The sequence below is a fragment of the Halomonas hibernica genome, assembly GCF_013183775.1.
GTDB lineage: Bacteria > Pseudomonadota > Gammaproteobacteria > Pseudomonadales > Halomonadaceae > Vreelandella > Vreelandella citrativorans.
The window spans coordinates 1-12,241 of the sequence record NZ_VIFN01000026.1 but is presented as its reverse complement, the minus strand read 5'-3'; the positions used below and the strand labels follow the sequence as shown (position 1 = coordinate 12,241).

17 protein-coding genes are annotated in these 12,241 nt (G+C 53.9%); 7 read left to right on the top strand and 10 right to left on the bottom strand.

Annotation, left to right across the window (positions count from 1 at the left end; all coding sequences use genetic code 11):
* The first annotated feature begins 219 nt into the window (after positions 1-219).
* A complete protein-coding gene (locus tag FKN99_RS17475; RefSeq protein WP_172119063.1) occupies positions 220-408 on the top strand; it encodes a hypothetical protein in 189 nt (62 codons plus the stop codon).
* A 92-nt stretch (positions 409-500) separates the two neighbouring features.
* On the opposite strand, the gene FKN99_RS17470 is transcribed toward FKN99_RS17475, so the two are convergent.
* On the bottom strand, positions 501-1,352 hold the full coding sequence (locus FKN99_RS17470; protein ID WP_172119062.1) for a Tim44 domain-containing protein: 852 nt from the start codon (positions 1,350-1,352) through the stop codon (positions 501-503).
* 144 nt (positions 1,353-1,496) lie between these two features.
* Between FKN99_RS17470 and FKN99_RS17465 the strand changes: the two genes are divergently transcribed.
* A complete protein-coding gene (locus FKN99_RS17465; RefSeq protein WP_172119061.1) occupies positions 1,497-2,072 on the top strand; it encodes an isochorismatase family protein in 576 nt (191 codons plus the stop codon).
* A gap of 15 nt (positions 2,073-2,087) precedes the next feature.
* Here the strand turns inward: FKN99_RS17465 and yaaA are convergent, their stop codons facing one another.
* Positions 2,088-2,867, bottom strand: a complete 780-nt coding sequence (gene yaaA / locus FKN99_RS17460) for a peroxide stress protein YaaA (protein WP_172119060.1) — start codon at positions 2,865-2,867, stop codon at positions 2,088-2,090.
* A gap of 112 nt (positions 2,868-2,979) precedes the next feature.
* On the bottom strand, positions 2,980-4,011 hold the full coding sequence (locus tag FKN99_RS17455) for an NADP(H)-dependent aldo-keto reductase (RefSeq protein WP_172119059.1): 1,032 nt from the start codon (positions 4,009-4,011) through the stop codon (positions 2,980-2,982).
* A gap of 250 nt (positions 4,012-4,261) precedes the next feature.
* Here FKN99_RS17455 and FKN99_RS17450 point away from each other — a divergent pair, with 250 nt between their 5' ends.
* Together FKN99_RS17450 and FKN99_RS17445 are read left to right on the top strand one after the other, a co-directional pair.
* The gene (locus tag FKN99_RS17450; RefSeq protein WP_172119058.1) at positions 4,262-4,756 is read left to right on the top strand and encodes a tetratricopeptide repeat protein; all 495 of its coding nucleotides are present in this window, start codon (positions 4,262-4,264) and stop codon (positions 4,754-4,756) included.
* 47 nt (positions 4,757-4,803) lie between these two features.
* Positions 4,804-5,310, top strand: a complete 507-nt coding sequence (locus tag FKN99_RS17445) for a hypothetical protein (protein ID WP_172119057.1) — start codon at positions 4,804-4,806, stop codon at positions 5,308-5,310.
* 29 nt (positions 5,311-5,339) lie between these two features.
* Here FKN99_RS17445 and FKN99_RS17440 read toward each other — a convergent pair whose 3' ends face one another.
* From FKN99_RS17440 to FKN99_RS17415, 6 genes are all read right to left on the bottom strand, one after another.
* A complete protein-coding gene (locus FKN99_RS17440; RefSeq protein ID WP_172119056.1) occupies positions 5,340-5,885 on the bottom strand; it encodes an LOG family protein in 546 nt (181 codons plus the stop codon).
* Positions 5,886-5,921: 36 nt separating this feature from the next.
* Positions 5,922-6,443 carry a DUF501 domain-containing protein gene (locus FKN99_RS17435; protein ID WP_172119055.1) on the bottom strand — a complete coding sequence of 174 codons (522 nt, stop codon included), beginning with the start codon at positions 6,441-6,443 and terminating at the stop codon, positions 5,922-5,924.
* Positions 6,444-6,455: 12 nt separating this feature from the next.
* The gene (locus FKN99_RS17430; protein ID WP_172119054.1) at positions 6,456-6,758 is read right to left on the bottom strand and encodes a hypothetical protein; all 303 of its coding nucleotides are present in this window, start codon (positions 6,756-6,758) and stop codon (positions 6,456-6,458) included.
* A 38-nt stretch (positions 6,759-6,796) separates the two neighbouring features.
* Positions 6,797-7,198: an acyl-CoA thioesterase gene (locus tag FKN99_RS17425; protein ID WP_172119064.1), complete on the bottom strand. Its 402-nt coding sequence runs from the start codon at positions 7,196-7,198 to the stop codon at positions 6,797-6,799.
* A gap of 50 nt (positions 7,199-7,248) precedes the next feature.
* On the bottom strand, positions 7,249-8,073 hold the full coding sequence (locus tag FKN99_RS17420; protein ID WP_172119053.1) for a hypothetical protein: 825 nt from the start codon (positions 8,071-8,073) through the stop codon (positions 7,249-7,251).
* Positions 8,074-8,176: 103 nt separating this feature from the next.
* Positions 8,177-8,608 carry a hypothetical protein gene (locus FKN99_RS17415; RefSeq protein ID WP_172119052.1) on the bottom strand — a complete coding sequence of 144 codons (432 nt, stop codon included), beginning with the start codon at positions 8,606-8,608 and terminating at the stop codon, positions 8,177-8,179.
* A 37-nt stretch (positions 8,609-8,645) separates the two neighbouring features.
* Between FKN99_RS17415 and FKN99_RS17410 the strand changes: the two genes are divergently transcribed.
* Entirely contained in the window at positions 8,646-9,809 is a 1,164-nt protein-coding gene (locus FKN99_RS17410) for a MalY/PatB family protein (RefSeq protein ID WP_172119051.1), read from the top strand.
* A gap of 3 nt (positions 9,810-9,812) precedes the next feature.
* On the opposite strand, the gene FKN99_RS17405 is transcribed toward FKN99_RS17410, so the two are convergent.
* Complete coding sequence (locus tag FKN99_RS17405) at positions 9,813-10,751, bottom strand: co-chaperone YbbN (protein ID WP_172119050.1); 939 nt, start codon at positions 10,749-10,751, stop codon at positions 9,813-9,815.
* An 823-nt stretch (positions 10,752-11,574) separates the two neighbouring features.
* Between FKN99_RS17405 and FKN99_RS17400 the strand changes: the two genes are divergently transcribed.
* Together FKN99_RS17400 and FKN99_RS17395 are read left to right on the top strand one after the other, a co-directional pair.
* Positions 11,575-11,898 (top strand): type II toxin-antitoxin system RelE/ParE family toxin, encoded by a 324-nt coding sequence (locus FKN99_RS17400; RefSeq protein ID WP_035565904.1) that lies wholly within the window; start codon positions 11,575-11,577, stop codon positions 11,896-11,898.
* Between the two features lie 26 nt (positions 11,899-11,924).
* Positions 11,925-12,218 (top strand): helix-turn-helix domain-containing protein, encoded by a 294-nt coding sequence (locus FKN99_RS17395; protein WP_039860777.1) that lies wholly within the window; start codon positions 11,925-11,927, stop codon positions 12,216-12,218.
* Positions 12,219-12,241: the final 23 nt, after the last annotated feature.

Genomic DNA, 12,241 nt, shown 5'->3' with positions numbered 1-12,241 from the left:
GAAAAGTTTGCTCCTGCGAAAACGGGATACTTCACGCTATTAGACGCGGATTATGAGGGGATCCCTCAAGCTCACGGGCCCACATCTGGAACGTCCTATTGACGCATTCCTGCCACAGCCGCTACCTGATATGGGTGGTGGTAGCATGCTGTTATCTTTAAAATGGTGCAGACGTTGATAGAAGAGCGCCTTATGCGTTATCTCAGGAGGAGAAACAGGATGAATGGACAAATGATTAAGAAGTTGTCAGCGGCGGTATTGATGGCTCTGCTCGCGGGCGGTTTGGCTGCCTGTGATAACCAGGGGCCTGCTGAAGAGACGGGTGAAAGTATTGATAATAGTATTGGAAGCGCCGGCGAAAGCATTGAAAGCGCGGGTGAGAGTATCGAAGAAGCTGCTGAAAACTAATTCACTATGTTGATTTAAACGGTTGATTAGGTTGCCCTGTGGAAAGAAAAACGGCCGCTAAAAGCGGCCGTTTGAAGGTATAGCTCCGCGTTTTAAGCGCCAGGGTTTTGCTCAATACCTTGCACATACCAGGGCGCTTGGTCGCGCATTGCACGGGTTAAGTGCCACGACTCGTTGAACTCGGTCTGCTCTCCATTCTCTTCTATAACGCCATGAAAGATCACGCTTGCCTCAGCATGCCCTTCGTATTCGTTAATATCCCCCAATTCGGCAAATAAACGTACGATGTCAGTACGGTTATTGGCAGGATGCTGAGCACGCTCGGAGCGTAGCAGGTTATAGAGCTCGGGAGTGACATACTCCTGAATCTGGCTAAAGTCGTTATTGTCCCAGGCGCGCTGCAGCGTCATAAAATGCTCTTTAGCACCGTTTAAAAACGGCTCTTTATCAAACCAGGTCGGCGTGCTTTGCAGGTTGCTTGCCAGGCTACCAGGCACAGCGCCTACTGAGCCAGCAGCAGGCGCTGATGGTACGTGCTGTGTGCGTTGGTAGTTGGGTTCGGAAGCATGCGCTGGACGTCGCTGGCGAATAAACGCACGGAAAGCGATCATAGCAAGCACTGCGATACCGACCACCATGAGCAGGTCCATCATTCTTAGCTCATCAAAGGCACCGCCGAAAAAGAGTGCGGCAATTAGCCCACCAGCCAGAAGACCGCCCATCATACCGCCCATTCCGCCTCTACGTGCTGCCGCACCCGCTTGGCCCTGTTGCTGGCCACCTTGCGCTTGTTGTGTACTGGGAGTGCTGGCCGGGCGGTCCGCAGAACGGGACATGCTGCCCATATTGCCACCACCCCCCATACGACGCGCTTCCGCATGCTCCACCGCAACGCTAAACCCCATAACGCTGACCAGCAGCATGACAAACAATTGTCGTAACATGGCAATCTCCAATGTTCAAAGCCTTAAGAAAACAAGCCCAATGTAATGAGCGTGTAGAAAGTATTGGGCATCTAGTTTAGCGCCTCAGCTGTCAGAATGGGTTATCTTAATGGCACTAATAAGCATAAAGAATAAGAGGAAGGTATGCGCCTACAACGAGATCGTAGCCTATTGTTAATGATCGACTTTCAAGCAGGCTTACTGCCGGTGGTTGAAGGCGGTTTGCAGGTAATAAAGGAGGCCGCTTGGCTTGCAAACGTAGCAGAAACTTTAGCAGTGCCTGTATGGCTTACCGAACAATACCCTGAAAAACTCGGGGGGACGGCACCTAGTTTGATAAGTGAGTTGGGTGAACATCAGGTTTGGCAAAAACATCATTTCAGCGCCATGGAAGCGCCTGAATTTGCCCAGGCATTAAAGGCCCAGTCGGTGCAACAAGTCGTGATCTGTGGCACAGAAGCACACATCTGTGTGTTGCAGAGTGCGCTTGGCTTGCTGGAAGCTGGATATAGTGTGTACTGGCTAAGTGAAGCGACAGCCAGCCGACGTTGTGAGGAAGCTCGCTTTGCGCGTGAGCGTGCCTGTGCGCAAGGCGCCATTGCGGTGACGGCGGATATGGTGGCTTACGAGTGGCTTGATCGCTGTGATACCGCACTATTTAAAGAGGTACATCGCCGGTTGCTTAAGCCGCGCTCCTCACGCGGCGTAACTTTTTTTTAGCAAAAGGGGAAACGTTTATCGGTCGGCTTCTTTGCGTGTGAACACCAGCGTATCGCCCTCAGAAGCCGCTGCATCAAATTGGTAGCCTGCCACGTTAAATGCTGTAAGCGCCTCAGGGTCATTCACCTGCTGATGAATAATCCAGGCGCTCATCAAGCCTCGAGCCTTTTTGGCATAAAAGCTGATGATTTTAAACGTGCCGTTTTTCTCATCTTTAAACACTGGCGTGATGACGCGGGCGTTCAGCTTTTTGGCATCTACCGCTTTAAAGTACTCATTAGAAGCAAGATTCACCAGAACCTTTGAACCGCTTTCTGTAATAGCCTGATCAAGGGCGTTGGTCAGTGTAGGCTTCCAGTACGCGTATAAATCCTTACCCGCCTGATTAGACAGTTTGGTGCCCATCTCCAGGCGGTACGCCTGGATTAGATCCAGTGGGCGCAACAAGCCATACAGACCTGACAAAATACGCAAGTGCTGCTGGGCAAACCGGTTATCCGCATCGCTGAATGTTTGAGCTTCCAGGCCGGTATAAACATCGCCTTGGAACGCTTGAGCGGCAGGTTTGGCATTCTCTAGTGAAAACGGCGGCTCCCATTCAGCAAAGCGTGCCGCATTAAGGCCAGCAAGCTTGTCGCTGATGCCCATCAGCTCACTGATCTGCTGAGGTGAATAATCACGCAGGATATCGATTAGCGCTTGGCTTTCCGTTAGAAAGCCGGGCTGTGTCACCTGGTGAGTGGTGGAGGGCGTTTCAAAATCCAGCGTTTTCGCTGGCGAAATAACGCTTAGCAAGGTGAGCTCCTTCGGCCGATGCAAAACCAGATAAGAACAAAATCATGGCCGATAGTATATCAAGCCTCGGCGTTGGCCGAGGCTATCGCTTTAATAGTGTGTGTATCAATGCTTAGGGGCAGGGGTTTGGCATCCGGCGATGAATATCTTCAATCGCGCTAAGCACATCGTCGTCCAGCTTAAGGCTCTCACTGGCCAGGTTGCTTTCCAACTGGTCCAGTGTGGTGGCACCAATAATGTTGCTGGTAAGAAAGCTGCGTGAATTAATAAACGCCAGTGCCATTTGTGCGGGGTCAAGGTCATGTTCGCGGGCCAGCTCAACGTAGGCCTTTGTCGCCGCCTCTGCCTCTGGTGAGGTGTAGCGCTTAAAACGCTCATAAAGCGTCAGGCGGCCTTTTTCGGGCCATGCGCCATTAAGATATTTGCCAGAAAGAACACCAAAGGCCAAAGGGGAATAAGCCAGCAAGCCCACGTCTTCGCGATGAGCAATCTCCGCCAGGCCCACCTCAAACGAGCGATTAAGCAGGTTGTAAGGATTTTGTATGGAGGCCACTCGCGGTAGATCCATTTTTTCGGCCAATTGAAGCGAGCGCATGACGCCCCACGGGGTTTCATTGGAGAGGCCGATCGATCTTACCTTGCCAGCATCCACCAGCTCCTTGAGTGCAGAAAGTGTCTCTTCAAGCGGCGTGGCATCTTCATTCTCCTGATGCGCGTAGCCCAGCTTGCCGAAAAAGTTGGTGTTGCGGTCTGGCCAATGCAGCTGATAAAGATCGACATAGTCCGTTTGTAAACGCTTAAGGCTTGCGTCGATGGCCTGGTGAATATGGTCACGCGTCAAGCGTGGGCCACCTCGGATATGCTCAGGCCCCGGGCCTACCGCCTTGGTGGCGATAATAACGTCATCGCGGTCGCCACGCTGTTTCAGCCAGCTGCCCACATAGGTTTCCGTTAATCCTTGCGTTTCGGCTTTGGGCGGTACGGGGTACATCTCAGCTGTATCGATAAAATTGATACCGAAAGCGACGGCGCGATCCAGCTGTTCGTGAGCTTCTGCCTCACTGTTTTGCTCGCCAAACGTCATCGTACCAAGGCAGAGCCGACTGACCTCAATTCCCGTTCTGCCAAGTGGGCGCGTTTGCATTTTTGTCTCCTCGCTAAAGCGAAAATTATCGCCGAATGGGCGTTTGTAAAGGTGATGAATGACGGTGCGTGAGAGGCATGTTAGCGAGGCTATTTGAAAGCAGCAAATCAATGGGGTTGAGTCGTCGCAAAGGCAGGCGTATGCTTGCCACCCCATTGGCCGGCTGACCCCGGTTTTTCGTGTGATTGGCAGTCAAATGATGTAGTGACCGCTAATTCAATATCTCAACAAATTGGCAGGGTGGTTTGCCATGCCGCAGGCATCATCTTTGTTTATTCGGCTAGAGTTTCGTTTAGCTGAACGGCTGTTTCAAAACCGTTGGTTGTTACCGCGTTCAGAGCGCACACAGCGTCTTACCATGCGTTTGTTCAAGCGCTGCGCTGAAGCGGGGCATCCTGATGCATTGTCCGTTTACGGGCATATGCTGTTTCATCGTAGCTTATCGCCGCAGGACAAAGCGCGGGGGGCACGCTATGTGGTGGAAGCCGCTCAAGCGGGCGATGTGAAGTCGCAGTACCAGGTGGCCCAGATCTACGAGCACGGCTGCGCGCAGTACCCGCGCCGTGAAGATTATGCGGTAACGTGGTATGCCCGTGCGGCGCAGTCCGGTCACTATTTGGCTGCTGAGCGGCTGGCCAGCGCCTATCGCTTGGGTGAACTAGGCTTAAGCATAGATGCGAGCCAGGCTGCCTACTGGGAACAGTTCGCTGAGCATCATCCGCACAACGATGTGACCGCCGCATAATGGGCTAACGAGTAATGATTGCGCCCAATGATTGAATGAGGAAGTCAGTGTCCGAGACGCTACCCACTGTATTAGATATTGAAGCGTCCGGATTTGGGCGTGGTAGTTATCCCATAGAAGTTGGCATTGCACGTGCTGACGGTAGCTGCTGCGCGTTTCTTATTCAGCCACTGGATGAGTGGACGCACTGGGACCCTAAAGCAGAGCTTTTGCACGGTATTTCGCGTGATCGCTTGTACCAGGAAGGACACCCTGTTCGTCAGGTGGCCCAGTGGCTCAACGATGAGTTAAGCGGGTTAGGCAAAGCGTACAGCGACAGCTGGGGCTACGATAATACCTGGCTTTCGCTGTTGTTCCACCATGCCGGCATGCTGCCTCGCTTCCGCCTGGAGGCGCTGCGCATTTTGTTGAGCGAAGAGCAGCAAGCGATATGGAGCGGCACCAAAGAGGCCATGATTACCGAGGTCGATATCCATCGTCACCGGGCGGGAGAAGATGCCCGTCTGCTCCAGCTCACCTATCAGCGCACCCGCAACGTTATCCGCGGCGCGTAGCGCGCTTGCCATGCCCGCTTCGCTCACCTCTACCTAAGCTGACTCTCCAGCGCGTCAAGTAGCGCCTCTGGTGTTACCGCGTCCAGCAGCATATCCCGTGTCGTTTGAGCTAGAAAACCCTGCGTCACGGTGTTGTCGAGAAATGCCAATAGTGGCGTATAAAACCCCTCGGTATCCAGTAGGCCCATGGGCTTCTCATGCAGGCCTAAATAGCCCCAGGTCCAAATCTCAAACAGCTCCTCAAAGGTACCGATACCGCCTGGCATGGCAATAAATGCGTCGGCGTTAGCGGCCATGGTGGCTTTACGTTCATGCATGTTGGGCACGCGGATCAGTTCGGTGAGTCCAAAGTGCGCCTGCTCGCGCTCTACCAGATGATCCGGCATAACGCCTATCACGTTGCCGCCTGCCGCCAACGACGCATTAGCAAGCTCGCCCATTAGGCCAATACGCGCGCCGCCGTATACCAAGGTGTGCCCCCGCTCTGCCAGCACAGTACCTAATGCCTGGGCTGCTTGGCGATAAGCCGGGCTGTTACCTTCTCGTGAGCCGAGATAAACGCAAATTCGGGACATTAATTGGGTTCCTTAACGCTTATGAGAGAAGCGGTGTTATGGAAGGTGCTGGTCTACCTGGTAGTGCTCATCCATCCACTGACCAATCACATTATCGCCACATAAATGATGGGCATACTGAGTGTGCAGGCAGCGTATCTGTTGCCAGTTGCTGATACCGCCAATGCCACGCTCGGTCAACACATCGGTGTATCCCAGCCGTGCAACCTCTGCTCGCTGGGCATCGCTCATATAATCCCAGCGGGCTTTTACATAGTCACGATGGCTTTGCTGATAATGCGCTAGAAATTCTGGCTCTTCTTGCAGGCGCTGCTCAAGTGATTTGATAACCCCCACCGCTTCAATGCGTGAAATTTCTACCTTTAGTACATCAGAACAGAGCCAGTACAGGGTAGGAAAGGGTTTGCTATCAACAATCGGCGCCATACGCAGCACCAGCGGTGTGCCTTCGCTATCAGTGGCGGCAACGGCTTCGATGCCACGTGGTGCGCGGCCTAACTGCTGGGTAATAATCGCCAGCTGACGCTCATCGGGCGCCTGGTTGGTGCGGATCACCATTAGGTTGGTCTCTCACGAACGGTCGTCTTGAACAAATTTATTGGAGCGGCCAACAGCACGAAAAAAGCAGCGATTCAACTGCTCAGGAGACGCTACATAGCACCATGTCCGCTCGCAATACTCGGCGGCCCGCGCCATTAGTACGTCATAAAGGCGGTTAAACGGGGCATCATAATCGTAAGGGTCAGCCCCAAACAAGCGGATATGCGGATAGTCTGCAAAGCGCTCAATAAAATAGCGCTCAATATCCTCTTCGACAGCGCGATGCTGCGCAGTATTGTCAGGGTCCAGCCAGAGATTATAGCGAATGGCCATGCTGTGCTCCTGGTCGCCCCGTCCGGCGGGTTGGTGCGTTAGGCGGGCGCATCTTGTAAGTGAGTCGACAAGGCGTCGCGCAGCGTGCCCTCAATAGGTACGGCGCATTTAGCCTGGTGATCGTACTGTACCATCACCGTGTGGCCGAGGTTGGCGAGCGTGCCATGTTGGCGTGCTTCCTGAGTGACGGTAAATGAGCTATTGCCCAGCCGCGTTAAGTAGGTGCGTAATTCGACGTCATGGCCGTAAAACAGTTCTGCACGGTAGTCGATTTCCATCCGCGCCATTATCAAACGCCACTGCTTCGGGTTCAGGTCAGGTGTAAAAAGCTTGAATAGGTCGTTGCGGGCCAGCTCAAACCAGGCGGGTAGGCGCGTATTGTTAATATGGCCCAGCGCATCCGTATCGTAAAACGCCGGCTCAATCGTGCGGGTAAACATGGCAATCACCTTATCGTTGGCAGGAGTTGTAAATTCAGGAAAGCGTTCGGTCAAGCCGTTTGCCTGTTGCCTTCACGTCGCTTGGCAAACCAGCGCTGGACTTGTAGCCAGCCCAGCAGCCATAGCGTTGCTACCAGAAAACCGGCCAGCGTGCCCCAGGCAAGCCCCAACGTTTCATACGTATAAGAGACACACAGGGCGTAACTTAACAGCGAGCCCAGCCCCACGGGGTAGTGTTTGATAACGGTCGCGGTAGGCGCGGGGCCTTGGGTTATATGCAAAATTAGCAGGAAAGGCAGCATGGTGACGGGGAAAGCCGCCAACGTGCCTGCCCAGGCAGGCGGTACCCAATGGGCAAGGCTTGTGATGGCAAAGACAATAAGCGTCGCCAGCAAGGCGCGAATACATAAAGCACCCCATGAGAAAGACTGACGTGCAGTGGCCAGACTGTCGGGTATTCGCCGGAAAATCCACGTAAAAAATACGATAGCGCAAAGCGTCACCAGCGTACCCGTTAAGCGAGTAAAATCGAACTGGGCAAGCACCAGGCTTGCCATAAGCCATAGAGTGATCGCGCCTGCCATTCCGCTGGCGACCCCCTTCAAGCCGGGTTTACGGCCGCAAAGCCAATAACCCGCGCCAAGTGCCATGGTCGCGGTAAAGCCCGCGAGTGTATGAATGGCACTTTCAGCGGAAAACGTTGGGGATATCTCCAAGCCAATAAAGAACAGTGCCAGCGCGGTGCCCAAAGGGTAGCCTGATAAAAGCCCTGCCACTTTGGGGCTCACACGTACAGCAATCGCCCCCAGCCCCAGCACCATCGTGACTGACACCGCTACTTTGGCCAGTTGCCAGCTAATCGGAACGTCCAGCATCAATGACTATCCTTATAATTGATTAAACATTTTTCTTCGTTTGTCAGCCAGTATATCCGCCCGCTGCACAACAAGCCGCGCTATCGAAAGCATTAACGTTTTTTTATACTAAACGTAGTCCCTGCTGATCGCGCCAGGCAGCCTCCAAAGCATTTTTTAGTGGTGCTTGAAGGTGGGCTGGAAGCGCAGAATGCGCGGCCTCTAACGCGTTAAACGTGCGGTTGCGCAGCCAGCAGTAAGCCCAGGCACAGGCTTCAGCCTCGCTTTGAGGTGTTGGCTTGGCAGGCATTTGGTTGAGCAGAAAAACCGCTGTACGAGGTGCCCACAGCGGAATGTCATCCTCACGTGTTTGGCTCCAGTGTTTAAGCATTGCCCCATCAGGCGTCGTGTCCGGCGTGCCCAGTTTGGCAACCCGTGCGGTTTCCGCCAGTATGAGCGCTAACTGGTCAGCATCGGCCTGACCAAGCGCTTGCCATTGCCGCAATAGCGCTGATAATCCTGTGCGTACCTTGGTATAAAAATCATCTTGCGGCATGCTCGTTCCCAACCTTCGTCAATAAGTGAGATCTGTTATGGCTTTTGATTTTGCCACGCCTATCGAGCGACGCCACCCCGAAGGTGGCTACTCATCCCAAAAATGGCATCGCTATAACGGTGAAGTACTGCCTCTATGGGTTGCCGACATGGATTTTTATTCGCCGCCCGCGGTGATTGAGGCGCTACAAGCACGGGTCGCTCATGGTGTTTACGGCTACGGAGAAGTGCCTGCTACGTTAACAGAAACGCTCTGCACATGGAGCGCTACGCACTATGACTGGACGATCCAGCCCGACTGGCAGCACTGGCTGCCGGGTGTCGTGGCCGCGCTCCACTTCGCCACGCTGGCGTTAACCCAGCCAGGCGATGGCGTGCTAACGGTAGCGCCTATTTATCCACCGTTTTTAGCCGTCGCTGAGCGTACCGGGCGTTTGCCCCAGCAGGCCATGCTGGCCGCGCCTAAACGCCCAGGCGAGCCATGGCAGTTGGATATTAGCGCGATTGAAGCCGCCATCACGCCCAAAACACGCATATTACTCTGGTGCCATCCGCATAATCCGACCGGGCGGGTTTGGAGCCGTGAAGAGTTGGCGCCGTTGGTGAAACTGGTTGAACAGCACGATCTATGGGTTGTCTCTGACGAACTACACTGCGATCTACTGTTGGATAAAGATGCTCAGCATCGCCCGTTAGCGGCTATGTTTCCTGAGCTAGCCAAACGCACGATTACCCTTTGGGCGCCCTCTAAAACCTTTAACCTGGCGGGGTTAAGCAGCGCATGTGCGATCATCCCTGACCCCGAAGTGCACCAGCGGTTTGCCGCTGCCTGCAAGGGCCTGTTGCCCGATGTTAACGTGCTGGGGTTAGTGGCGGCAGAAGCGGCGTATCGCGAGGGTGAACCGTGGCGTCAAGCGCTGCTGGATGTGCTGCGTCAGCACCGCGCCACGCTTGAAGCACGCGTTGCCAATTGGCCGGGTGTGCATCTAAGCGCACCGGAGGCAACCTATTTGGCCTGGCTTGATATGAGGGAAGCGGGGCTGGGAGAAACGCCTTACCAAACGCTCAAGGAGCAGGCCGGGGTGGCGCTTTCAGATGGGGCAGCGTTTGGCTACCCCGGCTTTGTACGGCTAAATTTTGGTACTACGGGTGCTCAATTGGAAGCAGCATTAACGCGCATGGATGCGCTATTGAAGCCTTAGCCATTAATAAAGCAGCGCAAACAGCTTGCGGCGATAGGCGACCGTCAACGGGTGGTCGGCGCCTAGCGCATCAAACACCTGCAGCAGCGTTTTACGTGCCGCGTCGTCGTTGTAGGTACGGTCGTGCTTCATTAGCGTAAGCAGTGCTTCAAGCCCTGCGTCGTATTGACCATCGGCCACTTGACGCAGGGCGCGCTGGAACTGTGCTTCGCTATCGTCGCGCTCACCCAAGGCCGCAATGTCTTCTGCGGAAAGCGCTTGTTCACTGAACGTAATGCTGGCGCGTACGCCACGTGCTGCGGGGCCATCGCGCTCTTCGGGGGGGAGATTTTCCAGCACGCTGCGCGCCTCATCTCCGCGCCCTTCAGCCACTAATACGCGGGCAAACGCCACTTGGTAGGCGTAGTGTTCCGGGTATTGCGTCACCAAGTCTTGGTAAATGCCGTGGGCTGTTGCGGTGTCGCCTTGCTCAAGCGCCGCCTCGGCCTGCTCTTCAGGGCTCTCTGGTGCATCGGCCGGGGCAGGGAAGTAGCGCCCTAACCATTCACGCACCTCTTTCTCGGGTAGTGCGCCCTGAAAATTATCCACAAGGCCGCCCTGGCTCACCAGTTTAACGTCCGGTACCGCTCGTACACCCAACTGTGCAGAAATTTCCTGGTTAGCGTCTGTATTTAGCTTACCAAGCAGGAAGGTGCCCGCGTATTCGAGCGCCAGCTTCTCCAGTACCGTCAGCAGTGTGGCGCAGCTACTATCGGCTGGTGAGTAGCAGCCCAGTAGTACTGGCACTTGCATTGACGCTTCCAGCACTTGCTGAATGTTGCTCGCATCAAGTTCGATGATCACATCTTCAGGGCGCACTGGCGCACGTTCGGTGTCAGCAGTATTCGTGCTTGCGGTATCCGCTGTCAGCGGTTTGCCGGTGCGAGGATCAATGATTGACATGGGTAAACTCAGCTTCACAGAAAAATAATTGCTTATGATATGCAGGCAGTCACCGCCATATTCAAGCCGGAACGATGCTAATCATGTAAATCTGAAGGGAAGGCTGGGCCAAGAGGGGCATAATGTGAATACTTAACATCAACGCCCTTGGTATAGACACAAAAAAGCTGCTACCTTTCGGTAACGGCTTTTCTGATAAATATGGTAGCGGGGACCGGATTTGAACCGATGACCTTCGGGTTATGAGCCGGATTGATTTGATTTTCTTAGCGCTGCTTTATTTGTTGTTATTTGTCTAAATAGCCTGCTATATAAGGGTTTCCGTCGGTTTTTGAAATGCTGTCTAGGTAATTTAAGGTCAATCTAGCACGCTAAAGAGTGTCACAAAATAAAATGTAAAATTTACAGCATAAATGACCGTTAGGCTGCTGCTGAGGTCGGCAGCGGGTTAGCCGGACTCTGAAACCGGCGAGACTGGCATCATAGGTTTTGTCAGAACGGATTGTTTGGTATGCCAGTTCCCGTGAGATGGCGCTGGGCGGATGTTCCAATTGTCGGGCGATGGTTCGGATTTAGTAGTGAACCCGCATCTGCATGATGGCGGCTCGGTCTTCAGTAGAGAGGTCGCAATAGCAATGAGTCGTGGCAAAACCATACCGGAGGGTAAGATATTGCATTTGGTCATTGAGACCGCCAACCCAAGTGCGAATAGTCAACGGCATCTTATTGGTGATACGGCTACAGTGGAAGCAGCTTGAAGCATTCGATTGATGAGTTTATTATATCTGAGCTGATATAAATTTATGGCAGTTAAGGAGCCAGCGTGGCGCGCAAGAAACCTGTTGCATTCGTTGGAGACTCGAAGGATCGGCTGCGCGACTTCTCTCTGGACGCCAAGCGAGAAGCGGGGTTTCAGATAGACAAGATTCAGGCTGGAGGCCAGCCGGACGATTTCCGCCCAATGCCAAGCGTTGGCCCTGGTGTCATGGAAATCCGCATTCGGGAACACAACGGCGCCTTTCGGGTCTTCTACGTGGCCAACCGGGGCGACGCGGTATTTGTGCTCCACTGCTTCCAGAAGAAAACCCAGCAGACCGCCAAAAAAGACATCGACTTGGGCAAGCAGCGATACAAGGAGCTGCCCTGAGCCCAACCACCAAGCGAGGTTAGAAAATGGCCATCGAGTATTACGACAGTGTGTGGGACGCCATCGAGGACACTCCTGAAGAGGCGCTGAACATGCGGCTGCGCTCCGAGCTCATGGCGAGGATTGCTGGCCGTGTAAGGGAGTGGGATATTACTCAGAAAGAGGCTGCACATCGTCTGGGAATCACCCAACCCCGCCTCAACGACTTGCTGAACGGCCAGATTAATAAGTTCAGTCTCGATGCTTTGGTCAACCTGACGGGGCCAGCTAACTTCCATCTCGAACTGGAGATTGAAGACGAGAAGGAAGTAGCCGCCTGAGAGTGACCAGATAAACTGGGTTC

Coding starts and splice junctions, on each gene's coding strand:
- FKN99_RS17470 (WP_172119062.1), bottom strand. CDS start 1,352: ATGTTACGACAATTGTTTGTCATGCTGCTGGTCAGCGTTATGGGGTTT.
- FKN99_RS17405 (WP_172119050.1), bottom strand. CDS start 10,751: ATGTCAATCATTGATCCTCGCACCGGCAAACCGCTGACAGCGGATACC.
- FKN99_RS17425 (WP_172119064.1), bottom strand. CDS start 7,198: ATGTTTACCCGCACGATTGAGCCGGCGTTTTACGATACGGATGCGCTG.
- FKN99_RS17465 (WP_172119061.1), top strand. CDS start 1,497: ATGCGCCTACAACGAGATCGTAGCCTATTGTTAATGATCGACTTTCAA.
- FKN99_RS17475 (WP_172119063.1), top strand. CDS start 220: ATGAATGGACAAATGATTAAGAAGTTGTCAGCGGCGGTATTGATGGCT.
- FKN99_RS17415 (WP_172119052.1), bottom strand. CDS start 8,608: ATGCCGCAAGATGATTTTTATACCAAGGTACGCACAGGATTATCAGCG.
- FKN99_RS17435 (WP_172119055.1), bottom strand. CDS start 6,443: ATGGTGATCCGCACCAACCAGGCGCCCGATGAGCGTCAGCTGGCGATT.
- FKN99_RS17395 (WP_039860777.1), top strand. CDS start 11,925: ATGGCCATCGAGTATTACGACAGTGTGTGGGACGCCATCGAGGACACT.
- FKN99_RS17440 (WP_172119056.1), bottom strand. CDS start 5,885: ATGTCCCGAATTTGCGTTTATCTCGGCTCACGAGAAGGTAACAGCCCG.
- FKN99_RS17430 (WP_172119054.1), bottom strand. CDS start 6,758: ATGGCCATTCGCTATAATCTCTGGCTGGACCCTGACAATACTGCGCAG.
- FKN99_RS17450 (WP_172119058.1), top strand. CDS start 4,262: ATGCCGCAGGCATCATCTTTGTTTATTCGGCTAGAGTTTCGTTTAGCT.
- FKN99_RS17410 (WP_172119051.1), top strand. CDS start 8,646: ATGGCTTTTGATTTTGCCACGCCTATCGAGCGACGCCACCCCGAAGGT.
- FKN99_RS17455 (WP_172119059.1), bottom strand. CDS start 4,011: ATGCAAACGCGCCCACTTGGCAGAACGGGAATTGAGGTCAGTCGGCTC.
- FKN99_RS17420 (WP_172119053.1), bottom strand. CDS start 8,073: ATGCTGGACGTTCCGATTAGCTGGCAACTGGCCAAAGTAGCGGTGTCA.